This is a genomic window from Bradyrhizobium erythrophlei (genome assembly GCF_900129425.1).
In the GTDB taxonomy this organism is placed as follows: Bacteria; Pseudomonadota; Alphaproteobacteria; order Rhizobiales; family Xanthobacteraceae; genus Bradyrhizobium; species Bradyrhizobium erythrophlei_C.
On sequence record NZ_LT670817.1, the window covers coordinates 3,047,047 to 3,059,504 of the forward strand.

At 63.1% G+C, this 12,458-nt stretch carries 24 protein-coding genes; 9 read left to right on the forward strand and 15 right to left on the reverse strand.

The window, feature by feature from the left end:
* The 9 genes from B5527_RS14160 (at window position 1) to B5527_RS14200 (ending at window position 5,392) form a co-directional block, all read left to right on the forward strand.
* Window positions 1-192, forward strand: coding sequence for a hypothetical protein (locus B5527_RS14160; RefSeq protein WP_079601875.1), 192 nt, complete (start codon window positions 1-3; stop codon window positions 190-192).
* Window positions 192-2,531: an AAA family ATPase gene (locus B5527_RS14165; protein ID WP_079601876.1), complete on the forward strand. Its 2,340-nt coding sequence runs from the start codon at window positions 192-194 to the stop codon at window positions 2,529-2,531. The genes B5527_RS14160 and B5527_RS14165 overlap by 1 nt, the downstream gene beginning before the upstream one ends.
* Window positions 2,528-3,037 (forward strand): hypothetical protein, encoded by a 510-nt coding sequence (locus B5527_RS14170; RefSeq protein ID WP_079601877.1) that lies wholly within the window; start codon window positions 2,528-2,530, stop codon window positions 3,035-3,037. The genes B5527_RS14165 and B5527_RS14170 overlap by 4 nt, the downstream gene beginning before the upstream one ends.
* An 81-nt stretch (window positions 3,038-3,118) precedes the next feature.
* The gene (locus B5527_RS43840; protein ID WP_154072225.1) at window positions 3,119-3,268 is read left to right on the forward strand and encodes a hypothetical protein; all 150 of its coding nucleotides are present in this window, start codon (window positions 3,119-3,121) and stop codon (window positions 3,266-3,268) included.
* 11 nt (window positions 3,269-3,279) lie between these two features.
* Window positions 3,280-3,489 carry a hypothetical protein gene (locus tag B5527_RS14175; protein WP_079601878.1) on the forward strand — a complete coding sequence of 70 codons (210 nt, stop codon included), beginning with the start codon at window positions 3,280-3,282 and terminating at the stop codon, window positions 3,487-3,489.
* Complete coding sequence (locus B5527_RS14180) at window positions 3,486-4,169, forward strand: hypothetical protein (protein WP_079601879.1); 684 nt, start codon at window positions 3,486-3,488, stop codon at window positions 4,167-4,169. Before B5527_RS14175 ends, B5527_RS14180 begins: the two co-directional genes overlap by 4 nt.
* Window positions 4,166-4,612, forward strand: coding sequence for a hypothetical protein (locus B5527_RS14185; protein ID WP_245332609.1), 447 nt, complete (start codon window positions 4,166-4,168; stop codon window positions 4,610-4,612). The genes B5527_RS14180 and B5527_RS14185 overlap by 4 nt, the downstream gene beginning before the upstream one ends.
* Window positions 4,609-4,818 (forward strand): hypothetical protein, encoded by a 210-nt coding sequence (locus tag B5527_RS14190; RefSeq protein WP_154072226.1) that lies wholly within the window; start codon window positions 4,609-4,611, stop codon window positions 4,816-4,818. Before B5527_RS14185 ends, B5527_RS14190 begins: the two co-directional genes overlap by 4 nt.
* A gap of 241 nt (window positions 4,819-5,059) precedes the next feature.
* Window positions 5,060-5,392, forward strand: coding sequence for a hypothetical protein (locus tag B5527_RS14200; protein ID WP_079601882.1), 333 nt, complete (start codon window positions 5,060-5,062; stop codon window positions 5,390-5,392).
* 219 nt (window positions 5,393-5,611) lie between these two features.
* On the opposite strand, the gene B5527_RS14205 is transcribed toward B5527_RS14200, so the two are convergent.
* The 15 genes from B5527_RS14205 to B5527_RS14260 form a co-directional block, all read right to left on the reverse strand.
* Window positions 5,612-5,962 (reverse strand): hypothetical protein, encoded by a 351-nt coding sequence (locus B5527_RS14205; RefSeq protein WP_154072227.1) that lies wholly within the window; start codon window positions 5,960-5,962, stop codon window positions 5,612-5,614.
* A 29-nt stretch (window positions 5,963-5,991) separates the two neighbouring features.
* Window positions 5,992-6,258, reverse strand: coding sequence for a hypothetical protein (locus tag B5527_RS14210; protein WP_154072228.1), 267 nt, complete (start codon window positions 6,256-6,258; stop codon window positions 5,992-5,994).
* Window positions 6,259-6,380: 122 nt separating this feature from the next.
* Window positions 6,381-6,575, reverse strand: coding sequence for a hypothetical protein (locus tag B5527_RS14215; RefSeq protein ID WP_079601885.1), 195 nt, complete (start codon window positions 6,573-6,575; stop codon window positions 6,381-6,383).
* Window positions 6,572-6,982 (reverse strand): hypothetical protein, encoded by a 411-nt coding sequence (locus B5527_RS14220; protein WP_079601887.1) that lies wholly within the window; start codon window positions 6,980-6,982, stop codon window positions 6,572-6,574. Before B5527_RS14220 ends, B5527_RS14215 begins: the two co-directional genes overlap by 4 nt.
* A 55-nt stretch (window positions 6,983-7,037) precedes the next feature.
* A complete protein-coding gene (locus B5527_RS14225) occupies window positions 7,038-7,271 on the reverse strand; it encodes a superinfection immunity protein (protein WP_079601888.1) in 234 nt (77 codons plus the stop codon).
* Between the two features lie 52 nt (window positions 7,272-7,323).
* Window positions 7,324-7,563: a hypothetical protein gene (locus tag B5527_RS14230; RefSeq protein ID WP_154072229.1), complete on the reverse strand. Its 240-nt coding sequence runs from the start codon at window positions 7,561-7,563 to the stop codon at window positions 7,324-7,326.
* Window positions 7,553-7,729 carry a hypothetical protein gene (locus B5527_RS43845; protein WP_154072230.1) on the reverse strand — a complete coding sequence of 59 codons (177 nt, stop codon included), beginning with the start codon at window positions 7,727-7,729 and terminating at the stop codon, window positions 7,553-7,555. The genes B5527_RS14230 and B5527_RS43845 overlap by 11 nt, the downstream gene beginning before the upstream one ends.
* Window positions 7,726-7,911, reverse strand: coding sequence for a hypothetical protein (locus B5527_RS14235; RefSeq protein ID WP_079601890.1), 186 nt, complete (start codon window positions 7,909-7,911; stop codon window positions 7,726-7,728). The genes B5527_RS43845 and B5527_RS14235 overlap by 4 nt, the downstream gene beginning before the upstream one ends.
* Entirely contained in the window at window positions 7,911-8,084 is a 174-nt protein-coding gene (locus B5527_RS43850) for a hypothetical protein (RefSeq protein ID WP_154072231.1), read from the reverse strand. Before B5527_RS43850 ends, B5527_RS14235 begins: the two co-directional genes overlap by 1 nt.
* Window positions 8,084-8,329: a hypothetical protein gene (locus tag B5527_RS14240; protein WP_079601892.1), complete on the reverse strand. Its 246-nt coding sequence runs from the start codon at window positions 8,327-8,329 to the stop codon at window positions 8,084-8,086. The genes B5527_RS43850 and B5527_RS14240 overlap by 1 nt, the downstream gene beginning before the upstream one ends.
* 4 nt (window positions 8,330-8,333) lie before the next feature.
* Window positions 8,334-8,627, reverse strand: a complete 294-nt coding sequence (locus B5527_RS14245; protein WP_079601893.1) for a hypothetical protein — start codon at window positions 8,625-8,627, stop codon at window positions 8,334-8,336.
* 208 nt (window positions 8,628-8,835) lie between these two features.
* Complete coding sequence (locus B5527_RS14250; protein ID WP_079601894.1) at window positions 8,836-9,183, reverse strand: hypothetical protein; 348 nt, start codon at window positions 9,181-9,183, stop codon at window positions 8,836-8,838.
* A gap of 65 nt (window positions 9,184-9,248) precedes the next feature.
* Entirely contained in the window at window positions 9,249-10,130 is an 882-nt protein-coding gene (locus tag B5527_RS14255; RefSeq protein WP_079601896.1) for a hypothetical protein, read from the reverse strand.
* An 87-nt stretch (window positions 10,131-10,217) separates the two neighbouring features.
* Window positions 10,218-10,391: a hypothetical protein gene (locus tag B5527_RS43855; protein WP_154072232.1), complete on the reverse strand. Its 174-nt coding sequence runs from the start codon at window positions 10,389-10,391 to the stop codon at window positions 10,218-10,220.
* Window positions 10,392-10,397: 6 nt separating this feature from the next.
* Window positions 10,398-12,422: an AAA family ATPase gene (locus B5527_RS14260; RefSeq protein WP_079601897.1), complete on the reverse strand. Its 2,025-nt coding sequence runs from the start codon at window positions 12,420-12,422 to the stop codon at window positions 10,398-10,400.
* Between the last annotated feature and the right edge of the window lie 36 nt (window positions 12,423-12,458).

Sequence of the window (12,458 nt, forward strand, 5' to 3'; positions counted from 1 at the left end):
ATGGGGACTGAAGCGAATGCGCCGGCGGCGCGCAAATCAAACGCGACCTTGAAGGTCAGGCTCGGGGCAGGCGTCTCGATTGATCTTCGGGCGGAGGCCAAGCGGCGCGGTGTTGAGTACGACGAGTTCGCAGCAGAGATCATCGATGCTGTCGTTAATAACAAGCTCTATGCAGCTGTACTGGATCAATAATGGAAGATTGGGGTCGATATATCGAGGCGGTGGCCGACGCTCTGCTCGGCAAGCCGACGTCACGCAAAAGCGGAGAGCTGCGCTACGGCAAGCGGGGCTCACTCAAGGTCAACATCGAGACCGGGTTCTGGGATGATTTCGAGGCCGGCGACGGCGGCGGAACACTTGCGCTCATCAAGCGCGAGAAGGGGATGGAAGGCAAAGAGGCGATCGACTGGATGCGCGATACACTGGGGCTTGATATCGAGGATCGTCGTCCGCAGCAGCAGGGGCGCGCATCGAGCGCGCAGTCCGAACGCGAGCCGGATCGCAGGCCCGATCCCAAGCCGGCAGCGCCCAAAGCGAAGCCTAAGCTGGTCAAGACCTACGACTACACGGCCGAGAGCGGCGAGTTGTTGTTCCAGGTCTGCCGCATGGAGCCGAAGAACTTCCTGCAGCGCCGCCCGGCACGCCCCGACGACGATCCGTCCGACGTCAGGGGCGAATGGGTGTGGAAGCGCGACGGCATCACGCAGGTGCCGTATCGGCTGACCGAGTTGATCGAGGCCGTCGCGGACGAGCGCACGATCTTCGTTGTCGAGGGCGAGAAGGACGTCGACAATCTGGCCGATCTGGGCGTTCCCGCCACCTGTAATGCGGGCGGCGCCGGCAAGTGGCCGGATGAACTGACGCCGTACTTCAAGGATGCGGACGTCGTCATCATTCGCGACAACGACCCGCAGGCCAAGAACCCTCAGACCGGCGAGTTGCGCTGGCATCCCGACGGTCGCCCGGTATTGCCGGGGCAGGATCACGGCATGATGGTTGCGGGCAAGCTGCGCGGCACCGCCAAGCGCGTTCGCATCCTCGATCTGCCGAACTTGCCGCTGAAGGGCGACACGACCGACTGGCTCGAGGCCGGCGGAACGTCGAGCGAGCTTTACCAGCTGGTCGGTTCGATCGCGAAGCTGTACGAGCCCAAGCCCTTTGTCTCCAAATTTGGAGCCGTTATGTGGGGCGCGCCGCGCGCCACGCGCACGCCCTACCAGTATGTGATCAAGGGGCTGATCCCGCGCAAAGAGACGGTGCTGATCTACGGGGCCAGTCAGTCCGGCAAGAGCTTCTTCACCCAGGACCTCGCGATGGCGGTGGCGCGCGGAGGGGACTATCTCGGCCGCAAGGTGCGGCGCGGTCTGGTCGTCTACTGTGCCGCCGAGGCCGGCGCCGGCTTCGTCTATAATCGCTTCGCCGGCTACGCCGCGGGCAAAGGCATCTCCGAGGACGAATACCTTCCGTTCATCTGTCTCACCAAAAAGTTCGACCTGTTCGGCAATGAGCAGCAGGTCATTGAACTGATCGCCGAGATCAAGGTGCTGGTGGCGAACTGGAACGAGATGTTCCCCGACGACCAGCTCGAACTCGAAGCCGTGGTGATCGACACGTTAAACAAGACCACGCCGGGCATGGACGAGATCAACGGCAAGGAAGTCGGCCTTGTGATGTCGCGGCTCGATCGTATCCGCGAGGAGTGCGATTGCGGGCTCTGGCTTGTCCACCACATGAACGCCGGCGGCACGGGTCCACGCGGTCATACCTCGCTGTATGCGGCGTTCGAGACCGCCATCAAGATCGGGCGCTACGATCACACTGCCAAGGACGCGCCGGCCAAAATCGCGGATGGCAACAAGCTGCGCGATCGCCGCTTCACCCAGATCACCAAGCAGCGCGAAGGCGAGGACGGCGAGATCACGGACTTCTTCCTGCGCGGCGTCATCGCCGGGTACGACGAGGACAACGCCCCGATCCCGGGGGCGGTCGTCGAATGGATCGATGCTGATCCAGCGGCCAGGGTCAAGCAGGCCGAAGAAGAGGCTGGCATCAACATGACCGACCAGAACCGCAACACCTATCGCGCGCTGCGTCGCGCGCTTGAGGAGTTCGGTGTCGCGCCGCCGCCACGGCTTGGTCTGCCGAAGTCTGTCGACCGTGTCGTCGAGGCCCAGCGCTGGAGCCAGATCTATCGGGAGAATTTTGCGGCGGATGCATCGGATGACGCTGTCAGGAAGGCGATCCAGCGCGGCAACAATTTCATGATCGATAAAGGCATCATGGCGCGCTCCAATCCCTTTGTCTGGATCACCGGGAAGAGAATCCGGGGTGTGCCGAAGCGGCCCGATCCGGTCGATCGCGAGGAGGAGGCCACCCCTCCCAGTGAGGAGAGCAGCCGCGTCTCGACATACTTCGATCAGGGCGAGCCGGAGTTCGGTGACGATGCGGAGATGGGTGACATGCCCGTCGTCGACGGACCCGCGATGCAGCCCCCGTTCGATGCGACACAGATTGGAGGGCCTGCCGAATGAAGAACCAAGATCACATACCGCAGCAAACCATCGTCGACCCGGCAAAGGTCCGTCCCCGGCAGGGGGCGGCACACGGGGAGGCCGTGTGGCACCACGAGATGGTCGGCGGTCGCCTCGTCGAGGCCGCAGCCACCGTGCGGCGCATGCCGATGCGGATTTGGCCGAAGCAGTTCGGCACCGCGTGGCCGCACTTCGAGGCGATGACGGCCGGCGAATTGCAGGCGCTCAAGAACGAGCTTCAGCAGGCCGGTCAGCTTGAGGCATGGGAGCGCGAGCAGAACCGCATTCGCATCCCGCCGTCGGGGGCGGAGATCGAGCGCTGCGAGCAGGCCCTCGGCTGGATACCTCGTTATCTGTCCCACGACACCGAAACCGCGCAGGCCGTCGGCTTCTGGGCCAGCAAGACGTTCGACTTCAACGAGGATCAGATCCCCGGCTTCGTTCGCAGCGGGTTGCGGGAAATCTCGCGCGGCCTGCGCCGCGATCGCGTGCCGGTGAGAGCATGATTGAACCCCCGCAGGAGTCCTAGACCAACCACCCAAGAGGCGTTCGCAGCGTCTCTTCCAACATAACCAAGGAGACCAAACGTGATCAGAGAATTTATTATTGGCGTGTCGATGATCGACATCCATCGCCGGCTTCGTCGCGAGGGCATGAAGCTCATTCGCCTGGAGCCGCGCACGCTGCCGCAGGGCGGCGGCATCGAGGCCTACGTCGCGCTCTACGTCAAGGCGTGAGGTGGTCAAAAATGGCACCCCCACTCAAGACCCATTGCAAGCGCGGGCATCCCTTCACGGCCACCAATACGAAGCTGAATAAACTGTCGTCGGGATACACGGTGCGCCAATGCAAGCGCTGCCGTAGCGAGTTCGAGAAGCTGCGGTATCACAACAATCCGAAGCGGCAGGCGGCGGTGCGCGCCCGCAGGAACGTGAGCTACTACGAGGCCCGCCCATGACGCCGGTCCGCACGCTCACGGTGATCGAGGGGCGACCGCAGAGGTCGTTCGCCAAGCAGTGCCACAAATGCAGCTACAGGGCGGCGGTGCCCGTCAACACAATGAAGCGACCCGGCGCCGAGAGCGCCGAGAGACAGATCATCACTCGCAAGTTCGAGGCGCTCGGCTGGGAGATCGGCAAGAAGGACATCTGCCCGAGCTGCGTCCGCAACGCGAACCACCCACAAAAGAAGGAAACTGAAGTGCAGAACCAGCAGGTCAAGCCAGAGGTGGCGGTAGCGTCGCAAGAACCGCGCCAGCCCACCCGCGACGAGCGTCGCATCATCTTTGACAAGCTGAACAACGTCTATGTCGACGAGCGCACCGGCTACAGCCCGGGGTGGACCGACAAGAAGGTGTCGGTTGATCTCGGTGTGCCGCAAGCGTGGGTCGAGAAAATCCGCGACGAGAATTTCGGGTCCATCGGCTCCAACTCGGCGATCGACGAAGCCGTCGCGCGCGGGCAGAGGTTTCTGGATCAGGCGGTCGAGATGTTGAAGATCTTCGATCAGAAGCTGGTTGCGCGAGACAAGCTGGATCTGGAAATCCGCGAGCTGTGCAAGCCGATCGAAAGTCTCCGTGAGGAGCGCTCGAAGCTGGACAGCATGATCCGCGATCTGGCGAAGGCGGTGCGCCCATGATGACCTTGATCAGATTTGTCCCGCTGTTGTTTGTTCTGGCGGTGGCGCCGATCTCGAGCGCGCAGGCGCGGGGGCATCACCACTATCGGCACCATCATCGTGCCCTGCGCAGGCGCGCGGTGACGGAAGGGGCTGTCGTCGTCGGCACACGCCCGACCGGCTGTCCGCACGCCTTCTGCGGCTGCGAGGCGAGCCTGTTCCTGTTCCACAAGATCGTCCCGGCATTGAACCTGGCCTACAACTGGCTGCGCAAATTCCCTCGCGCTGAGCCGGCGCCTTATCGGGCTGCAGCCAGGTCCGGTCATGTGTTCGTGCTGCTGCGCCATGTGGTCGGCGATCTGTGGTTCGTCCACGACGGCAACTCCGGCCATCACCTGATCCGCGAGCATGTTCGCTCGATCCGCGGCTTTGTGATCGTCGACCCCAGCGGGAACCCGTCATGATGGCGATGCAGCAGATCGCGAAGCTGAACCGGGGCGAGCAAGTGTTGACCTACCAGCTCGTACCGATCGCGCCACGCAAGCCCGTCGTCGGCGAGCTTCGCTACATCGTGCCGCTCGTCCCCAATCCTGCCGAGCCGCTGGCGCAAATGTTTCCGCTGCGCCCGCAACGGATCGCATGGACCGGCAAGGAATGGGTGCTGGCATGAATTTCTGCAAGCGAGGCCACGCGCTGACGCCAGAGAACAGCCGGCAGGAAAAATCAAAAGAGTGCAGGGGCGGTTTCAGGATCAGGTGCAAGACCTGCATCCGGCTGAACTACCGGCGGAGGTATCGGGACGACGAGGATTTCCGCAAGCGAGCGCTCGCCTACTCGCGCTGGTTCAGCCGCGGCCACCCTGAAGGGAAGCAGTGGTCTGAGATCAAGGCGCAATATGCGGGAGATCCCGCATGACCGAGGCGCTGTCGCGCCGCGAGCGCTATTTCCTGTCGCTCCTCGCCCCCGACGGGGCGACGATTAGTGTCGGCCTTTCGGTCGGAGAGTCGTTGTACCTCAAGGGGCTTGTGACGCTGGCGAAGTGGAAAAGATACGGCATAACGGAAGCGGGGCGAGCGGCCCTAGCTGGCGTTGCCTATGCGGCAAACGGTGCGGGGCGGCCCAATGCCCCGCCCCGGAAAACGCCCATGGGAACCCGCCCCAAGGGCAGGGGAACCGGGGGCGGAACCGGGCAGGGGAACCGGGGGCTAACCGGGCAGGGGCAGGGGCAATTGACCCTGATTTGAGGGCCATACGGCGGGGCAGAAACGGCCCTAGGAGCGGCGTTTAGGGGTAGGCGCCTAAGCCTATACCGAAAGGCCTAACCCTAGGCCTTTTGGCGGCCCTTTGGGCCTGATAGGGCCGAAACGGCCCTATTTGCCGGAGGTGCCTAAATACCGTTACCCGAGCAAAGGAAAAGCCCCCGGCAAGGGCCGAAACTGGACCTTGTCGGGGGCGGGTTGTTGCTATCGGAACAGAAGCGAAGCCGCTCGTTCCCATGGGTGACGATCGCGGACGATCTTGGCTTCCGTTTGCGCGCGGCCGTTGCCGCGCATTTGCATATCTCGGATCGTGACCCGGATCAGCGGCGGGCTTTCGCCGGCCGCTTCGTTGAGCCAAACGATCATGTGGCCATTGTTGAGTCGCTGGTAGACGGCTCTCGCATCAACATCCCAGCTGCTGCGCCCGTAGAAGCCAGGTCCATCGTACCCGCTCAGCCACCGATCCCAGTGATCTCTGTGGGTGTTGTAACCGCCTTTGGTGAGGCGATCCGACTCCGGCATCGTGGCCGGCAGGCGCCGCACGGCGAGCAGCATCTCGTGGATCGAATAAGAGCGTATCGCCATCATCGCACCACGCATTCTTCAATGACGTGCCACTCCTCGCCGCGCTCGCTCATCTTCTCCCAATAGCGGGAGACAAGCTCGTCGTCGGCGGGGCGGGTCTCGGCTCCGAACTCATGATCCCACCATTCGTCGCAGTGGTCATGGACCGCGCCGTCCGCGGCCGCCCGCGACGGGTGCGCGGTGACGGTGGTTCCATGCTTGTGGTCGATCACCAGCACCCAAACTCTGGTGTTAGTTTTTTGCACCAATTCGGTGTCAGTAGTCATAGATTTGGTCTCCGTGTTTGTGATAATGAGTCGCTGCTCCGATTGATGGACGCTGGGATGGTCTCCTTGCAGCCAACCTCTCGGGCACGAGGCGGGAGCTGCGAACTCCCGCCTCACCTTTTTTAGCGCCGCAGTCTCTCCGTGATAGAGAGTATGGCGTTGTAGTCGTCGGCGTCCGGCGGCTTCGAATCGTTGTAGCGCGGAGGCGTGCCTCCGAGCGCCCGATCGTAGGCGTCGATCTCTGCGGTCACCTCGCCGGCGATCTGCTCGATCTGTAACAGATGCCGGATACGGAAAAAGGCAAGCAACAGTTTCATCGCGCTGTCTCCTCCGTCAGCATGGCGGACAGTGTGCGGAAGCGATCAGCGGCTTTGTTCTGATCCTCGACGAAGGCCAGGAGCGCCGTTGACAGATGGTAGCGCAGGGTCTTGGTTGACGCTTCGCTGCGGTCCATCAACAGGTCACCGGGCTTGCCGTCCTCCGAGGTGACGGCCATCTGGAGGAAGTCCGCCAACACCGTTAGCCGATAGAAATTCAACGCGGCGTTTAGGATGTCTGCCTTCTGGCCGTCCGCCAGATCGGGTCTCTTGCACAGGCCTGATACTGCGATATTGACGGCGAGGGTTGCGCGCGTGGCGGCCGACATCTTCGGTACCCTCTCCTTCAAGAGGTTGATGAAGGCGTCGGCGTCGAGCTTGGAGAAGTCTGCAGTTGCGTGTTCCATAGTCGTGGTCTCCTTGTGAATGCCGGCTGCGAACCGGCGGTCGAGGTGGGTGGATTTATCGGTCGTCGCGATGCACGATGACGACCTTCTCCGATTTGGGCGCCGTGCAGGCCCAGATCAGGGCGGCGATCCAGCCGAGGATCGTCCATCCCAAGAGCAGGTTGGTCATGAAGATCGCGAGCGTCTGACGATGCCGGCGGATCAGGCTGATGGATGTCGGTATGAAGTAGAGCGACAGGATGACGAGGAGCCCGATCAGAGCGGCTCCGTTATCAGAGGTATTGTTCATTGGTGGTCTCCTTGTGAATGCCGGCTGCGAACCGGCGGGTGGGTGGCTTGGTTTAGATGAAAAGTCGGCGCCGCACTGGCGGCAGCGATATCGCGATCGCCTTTTCGATGGCGCCCAAGGCTTCGTCGCCCGGGGAGCCGTTCGGGTGCAGTAGCCGGGCGCAACGGATCAGGTACGCCGCGGCATGTTCCTCGCAACAAAAGCGAGGGATCTCAGACCTGCGAATGGTGACCGAGATGACGGTATCGGTGCTTTCGCAATTGCCCCAATGGCACATGAACTCACGGGGCATACGGTACCTCCTCGACCTTCACGACCTTCATCGCGACGACCTCGGCCTTGTCCATTAGGCAGTCGCCGCAACTGACGGCAGGGTCGGGGACGCGATCCTCGCGGACGACGTCCGATAACTTGTTGCAGGATGGGCAGACGACGTGGAAGAGATATCGCCGCTTCATTGTTCGGTCTCCTTGGATTGGCGCCGCTGCGAACGGCGGTTGAGTTGTTCTTCGGCCCACGCGAGCGCTCCTTCGTAGAACTCGCGGGGGAGGTCGCCGTCACTGTCGCCGACAGCGCCGGCGAGTTTGGCGTGCAGGGCCTCGATGATGGCTTCGAGGCGGCGGGTGCTGAGTGAAGCCATCAGACGATCACCTTCCTCACGCGGAAGGTTGCCTTTGGCGAGCGCTTGCGCATGAGCGCAGCGCCAGCCTCCGCCTCGTCCTCATCGCGATAGGCCTGCATGACGTACCATCTATCGAGGTCGGGCGGCTGTATCTCAACCGCCCATGGCCTCCGCTTGCTGAGGTTTGCCATCACTTCGCCTCCCATTGCATGGCGGCGAAGGCGAGGTCCTCGACCAGATCGCGATACGCGGCCGGGTCGGTGCCGGTGCAGTCGAGACGGTTGATCTCGGCGAGTATCTCGGCTCGCACCAGCGCCTCCTGTAGCGTCTGGCCGAGCCGGGGCCAGCCATGTCCCCATTGCCTCTCGACGTATCTGGCAGCCTCCTTGATCCGTCGCTGGACGTCGCGCTTCATCGGCTTACTGAGGTTTGCCATCAGATCACGACGCACAGATCGCGCCGATCATCCAGTGGGTTTTGTCGCCGCGCTTGAACCGCACGGCGCGTGCCTCCTCCCACTTGCGGCAGTTCGCGTCGAGATAGTCGTTGGCCGATTTCGCGTCGGCGAACTCGTCGCCGGCGACGAACATCAGGCCGGAGGCCATGCCGAAGCCGCCGGAGTAGGAGTGCCCGTTCTCGTAACGGTCTTGGTCCTGGGCCTCCGCGAACTTTTGCTTGACCGCCTCGCGGTCCAGTTTGCCGTCAAGCGTCATCGTCTCAAAATTTGCACCCATGGTGCTGGTCTCCTTGATTGGGGTTGATGCCCTCTGCGAAAGGGCGGTTAGCGATCCGGGTTCTCTAGCTCGTTGGTGAGGCTTCCGAGCCAAACAGGAGTTGCTGCAGCAACGACGACCGCATCCACGATGCGGGCATCGAAGTGTAGGCAGATTTTTGCGGCGGCCACGCCGATTAGAAAGCGGGCCACCGGCAATACCATCGCTATCAGTGTCCGTGGTGCCATGTCCTGCCACCATCATGCGAGTGATGCCCGCCAGCCAGCGCCTTGGCGTCGACACGGCGACCTGCGAGCTGTTCGGCGCGGGCGAGTTGCTGTTTCGCCATCGCCGATCCGGTGGACATGATGCGCCGGTAGACGCAAGCGTCGGTGACGCCCCTGCGATTGACAGCGGCATCGAGGCCCTCGAACGCGATCGCGCCAGTCGGACCGACCTTCGGCTTGACGCGGCCGTTGACGATCGCCTGCGCGACGAGGTCGATGACCTTCTTGATCTCCTCCTTTCGTTCGGTGAGGGTTTGGGTGGGGGTACTTTTCCAAGTGTCGCACGCCATGTTGGTCTCTCCTTGATGAATGGGAAATGGGATCGGCGGCCGAAGCCGCCGATCTGTTACGTGGATCAGTCCATCTCGAACTGTGGCACCTGCACGGCCGGAGCCGCCGGCGCGAGTGACTCTCCGAGGTCGATCTCCGGAGCGTCGGTTACCGGAACCCCATCCGAGTCCCGGATTATGTCGTTCTCATACGCGGGCACCTCCTCCATCTCGATCGGAGCCAGGTCAAGCATGCGACCCTCGTGGATGGGGGCAGCGACCTCCGTCGCCTCGTCGAGGTCAAGGAAGCTGGTCCGGGCGGCTGTGATCTTCTGGATCGACAACAGGTCGATCTCGGCCGCGCTTTGCTCGCCGGCCTTTTTGATCGTGGTAGCCGCGGAGCGAGCAACCTTGATCGCATCCTTGACGCGCTCGGCCATTTCAGGGGAGAGCATGGAGCCAAGCTCGCGCGCCCGGTCGGCCGCGTCCCGGATCGCCTTGGGGTCGAACTTGCTGATGCCAGCTTCCATCGCGGCGAGCAGCTCGCGGACCTCGGCGTTGATGGCTCGCACCGCCTTGACGTCGTCGCTTTCGATCTTGCCGGCAACAACCTCGAAGCTGAGGCGAGTGGTCGCGGCTCGACGATTGAACTCGTCGGCGAGCGCGCGAGCCTCGTCCACCGATTGGTTCAATGCCGCATAGTTGTCTTCCGGGCAGAGCAGACCGAACGAGATCGGCGCGCAGGTTTTGGTGACGGTGGCGCGCATCTTGCTCCTCAGTTGCGTCGCCTCCTTCAACTCTGCGGCGTTAGCGATCACACGCTCGGTCTCCCATCTGCCTTTCAGGCTGCCGTCAGCGTCTTCGGTGTCGGCCTCGAGGATCGTCTTGGAATACTTGACGTTGCCGGTGATACCGGTGCGCATAATCACAACGTAACCCGGGCGGATGGTGGTGGTTCGGATCGTCATAGTGGTGGTCTCCTTGGTGAATGCGGCCTGCGAAGCCGCGTTGGGGTGGTGGTCGGTATTGCCGCGGCGGTTATCCGCCGCGGGTAGTCATTGCCAGACTTGCAGGCGGCGGCGCCGCCAGCGCGCGACAGACAGAGCAAGCTTTTCTGTCGCGCATGAGATCGGAATGAACCGGGCGTCCTTGGCGATGCGCCAGTAGCCATTCCGATCGCGATACTCGGCGGTCCAGCCGCCGAGCGAGTTCTGATACGCCCGGATCATGGGCGGTCAGATATCGAGGACGCGGCCGCCGGCAGCGGCGGCACGCTTGGGCATCGCCACGACCGTTTTTTCTTCGGCCGAGGCGTTACGCACTCCCTTTTCCTTGACCCAGTCGTTCAGCTTGGAGAGCTTCTCGGCTTGGCTTCTGGACAGGGGTGTCACCTTGGTGGCGACGCGGACCAGGTCGTCAACGGTGATCGCCCGCGCACCGTCCGCGAATGCCTTGAACAGCGCATCCGGCACGATGGCGGCGATCTCCGATCCGGTGAACTGGTCGGTCGCCGCGATCACGTCCGCGATCCCGTTGGGGTCGAGGTCTGTGATACTGCGGCCATGCGCTTTCAGCGCCGCCCGCAACACGCCCAGACGCTCCACCTTGTTTGGCAGGCCAACGAACCAGAACTCGTCGAACCTACCCTTGCGGAGTAGCTCCGGCGGCAGGCTCGACACATCGTTCGCGGTGGCGATCACGAACGACTCGCCCTTGCGCTCCTGCATCCACTGCAGGAACGAGCCGAGTTGATCGGAGGAGACACCGCCATCCGCACCGCCTTGGGTGGCGCCGGCAAGCGCCTTCTCGATCTCGTCGATCAGCACCACGCAGCGACCGATCGCCTCGATGGTGCTTTGGGCCTTGCGCATGTTGGCCTCAGACTCGCCGACGAACTTGCCTTTGAGCGCGCCCAAATCCCACTTGAGCAGGGGGATGCCGCCGTAGGCGGTGGCGATCGCCTTCGAGGTCAGCGTCTTGCCGCAGCCGGGGATGCCAACGAGGAAGCACCCCTTCGGCGGCGGCAGGCCGTAGTCGCGCGCCTTCGGGCTGTAGGCGAGGTTTCTCTCCATCAGCCACTCTTTCAGGTTCTCCAGACCGCCGACGTCGTCGAGGCCGCCAGCGAGCGGGTCGAGCCACTCCAAGTTACCTTCGCGGGCGATCACGCGCTTTTTCTCCTTGGAGATCGTCGCCGGGTCGATCTTGCGCGTCTGCACCAGCGATTTGGCGAAGCAGGCCTGCGCCTCTTCACCGGAGAGGCCGATAGCGGCGTCGACGGCAGAATCGCGCACGCCGTTGGGCGCCGCTAACGCGCGGATCGGTTTGGTCTTGTCCGGTATCGGCTTGCCGTCCGCATCGAAGATCTTCTTCTTGGTATCGGGGTCGATCTTGTAATCGAACTCCCGCAACGAATTGATCGAAGCGTCGAGCAGGGCCGCGATCTCGTCGCGGTCCGGCATCGGCCATTCCATGACGGTGGCATGGTTTGCCAGTTCCGGCGGAACGTCGCGGGACGGCGACAGCACGATCAGAACCTGAGCACCCTCGGGCAGCATCCCGGGCAACGAGCGCGCCAGATTACGCACCTGACGGCAGGTCACCATGCCGGGAGGTCCGATCAGCCACGGCGGCAGATCGCGCATGATCCACGCGCCGCGGTCGGCTTGGTCCGCGGCGCGCTTGGCAATCAGGGCGAGCGCAACGTCGATGCTTTTCCCGTTGTCCTCGCCAAGGTTAGCGAGGTCGCCGTTCAGTTCGGTGAACCCCTGACCGCAATCCCACATGCGCGGGACGAAGCCAGCCGCAGCGGCCGCCTGCACCAGATAACTCTCGGCTCTGCCTTCCTCGCGCGTCACGATCCATAGGAGCGGATTACGGGCGCGGGCGAGGGCGGCAATGTCGGCCGCCAGTTCCTCGCTCTTGGTCTTGGGCCGCGTCGTTGCGGTCGCCTTCACTTCGGCTTTGGTCTCGACCTTCGGTGCCGCCTTCTCCTTTTTCTTGGCGGGCGGCGCTGCCGCGATCTCGATCGGCATGTCGCCATCGACCGTCGCCATCACCTTGTCGTACGCCTCGACGGCTCCCGTCAGGTCGAACGTATCCGGCGTTGCGCGCTCCAGCATGGGCAGACTGCCCCACGGTATGGGTCCGAACTGCGACATGAACCCGTCGTCGCCGACAGACTTGACCTCGACGAGTTGGACATTGCTGCCCATACGCATTTCCAGCCGGTCGCCCGGCTTAATATCTTCACGGTTTAACATTGATGGTCTCCTTGTAGAGGGCGCTGCGAACGCCCG

Excerpts from the sequence above, each read along its gene's own strand:
- B5527_RS14165 (WP_079601876.1), top strand. The coding sequence starts at position 192 with ATGGAAGATTGGGGTCGATATATCGAGGCGGTGGCCGACGCTCTGCTC.
- B5527_RS43845 (WP_154072230.1), bottom strand. The coding sequence starts at position 7,729 with ATGAAGCGGCGATATCTCTTCCACGTCGTCTGCCCATCCTGCAACAAG.
- B5527_RS14250 (WP_079601894.1), bottom strand. The coding sequence starts at position 9,183 with ATGGCGTGCGACACTTGGAAAAGTACCCCCACCCAAACCCTCACCGAA.
- B5527_RS14240 (WP_079601892.1), bottom strand. The coding sequence starts at position 8,329 with ATGGCAAACCTCAGTAAGCCGATGAAGCGCGACGTCCAGCGACGGATC.
- B5527_RS43850 (WP_154072231.1), bottom strand. The coding sequence starts at position 8,084 with ATGGCAAACCTCAGCAAGCGGAGGCCATGGGCGGTTGAGATACAGCCG.
- B5527_RS43855 (WP_154072232.1), bottom strand. The coding sequence starts at position 10,391 with ATGATCCGGGCGTATCAGAACTCGCTCGGCGGCTGGACCGCCGAGTAT.
- B5527_RS14230 (WP_154072229.1), bottom strand. The coding sequence starts at position 7,563 with ATGCCCCGTGAGTTCATGTGCCATTGGGGCAATTGCGAAAGCACCGAT.
- B5527_RS14215 (WP_079601885.1), bottom strand. The coding sequence starts at position 6,575 with ATGAAACTGTTGCTTGCCTTTTTCCGTATCCGGCATCTGTTACAGATC.
- B5527_RS14235 (WP_079601890.1), bottom strand. The coding sequence starts at position 7,911 with ATGGCTTCACTCAGCACCCGCCGCCTCGAAGCCATCATCGAGGCCCTG.
- B5527_RS14175 (WP_079601878.1), top strand. The coding sequence starts at position 3,280 with ATGGCACCCCCACTCAAGACCCATTGCAAGCGCGGGCATCCCTTCACG.
- B5527_RS14210 (WP_154072228.1), bottom strand. The coding sequence starts at position 6,258 with ATGACTACTGACACCGAATTGGTGCAAAAAACTAACACCAGAGTTTGG.
- B5527_RS14185 (WP_245332609.1), top strand. The coding sequence starts at position 4,166 with ATGATGACCTTGATCAGATTTGTCCCGCTGTTGTTTGTTCTGGCGGTG.
- B5527_RS14225 (WP_079601888.1), bottom strand. The coding sequence starts at position 7,271 with ATGAACAATACCTCTGATAACGGAGCCGCTCTGATCGGGCTCCTCGTC.
- B5527_RS14170 (WP_079601877.1), top strand. The coding sequence starts at position 2,528 with ATGAAGAACCAAGATCACATACCGCAGCAAACCATCGTCGACCCGGCA.
- B5527_RS14205 (WP_154072227.1), bottom strand. The coding sequence starts at position 5,962 with ATGCTGCTCGCCGTGCGGCGCCTGCCGGCCACGATGCCGGAGTCGGAT.
- B5527_RS14200 (WP_079601882.1), top strand. The coding sequence starts at position 5,060 with ATGACCGAGGCGCTGTCGCGCCGCGAGCGCTATTTCCTGTCGCTCCTC.
- B5527_RS14245 (WP_079601893.1), bottom strand. The coding sequence starts at position 8,627 with ATGGGTGCAAATTTTGAGACGATGACGCTTGACGGCAAACTGGACCGC.
- B5527_RS14160 (WP_079601875.1), top strand. The coding sequence starts at position 1 with ATGGGGACTGAAGCGAATGCGCCGGCGGCGCGCAAATCAAACGCGACC.
- B5527_RS14255 (WP_079601896.1), bottom strand. The coding sequence starts at position 10,130 with ATGACGATCCGAACCACCACCATCCGCCCGGGTTACGTTGTGATTATG.
- B5527_RS14220 (WP_079601887.1), bottom strand. The coding sequence starts at position 6,982 with ATGGAACACGCAACTGCAGACTTCTCCAAGCTCGACGCCGACGCCTTC.
- B5527_RS14190 (WP_154072226.1), top strand. The coding sequence starts at position 4,609 with ATGATGGCGATGCAGCAGATCGCGAAGCTGAACCGGGGCGAGCAAGTG.
- B5527_RS14180 (WP_079601879.1), top strand. The coding sequence starts at position 3,486 with ATGACGCCGGTCCGCACGCTCACGGTGATCGAGGGGCGACCGCAGAGG.
- B5527_RS14260 (WP_079601897.1), bottom strand. The coding sequence starts at position 12,422 with ATGTTAAACCGTGAAGATATTAAGCCGGGCGACCGGCTGGAAATGCGT.